Source organism: Ruegeria sp. CE12, assembly GCF_056537525.1.
Genome location: NZ_JBQFRS010000071.1, coordinates 1 through 685 on the forward strand (window position 1 = coordinate 1; position 685 = coordinate 685).

The 685-nt window shown below is 58.8% G+C and carries 1 protein-coding gene; it reads left to right on the forward strand.

The genetic code is table 11. From position 1 onward, the window contains the following. The coding region (locus tag ACR0IO_RS23205; RefSeq protein WP_480745226.1) for a PA14 domain-containing protein at positions 1 to 685 on the forward strand (685 nt) is incomplete at both ends.

A 685-nucleotide genomic window follows, 5' to 3' on the forward strand; every position in this document is an offset into this window, starting at 1 on the left:
CAGCGGATGAAACGACGCTCACCAATGCACTGAACTACGATGGGAGCACTCAGATCTGGGAGGGCGGCCGTGAGGACGTCTTTGCCGTGCGTGCCACGACCGATTTGCATATTGAGCAGGCGGGAAGTTACACGTTCTATTTGCTATCTGATGATGGTTCCAGCCTGCGGCTCAATGGTCAGGACCTGATCGACAACGACGGGCTGCATGCGACTGAGCTACAGACCGCCACGATCGAGCTGTCGGCGGGCACCCATAGCCTTGAGGCGCTCTACTTCGAGGCCTATGGCGATGCGACCCTGATGCTCGAGTGGGCTGGCCCCGATACTGGTGGTAACCGCGTCCTGCTGACCGGGGATCATGTGGCAAGCCCTGGCGACGGAACCCCGCCCCCTGTCGATGAGACACCCGTTGACGAGACGCCTGTCGATGAGACGCCGGTGAACGAAGATCCCGTTGAGGATGATCCTGTTGATCCGACACCTGTTGATCCGACACCAGGTGATCAGGATGACAACTCGGAAGGCTTCCGCATGGCCTTCTTCGCGCTTGATTTCAGGCCTTCGAGACTGTCGCAGATTGATTTTTCTGCTGCAGCGGATGAAACGACGCTCACCAATGCACTGAACTACGATGGGAGCACTCAGATCTGGGAGGGCGGCCGTGAGGACGTCTTTGCCGTGCG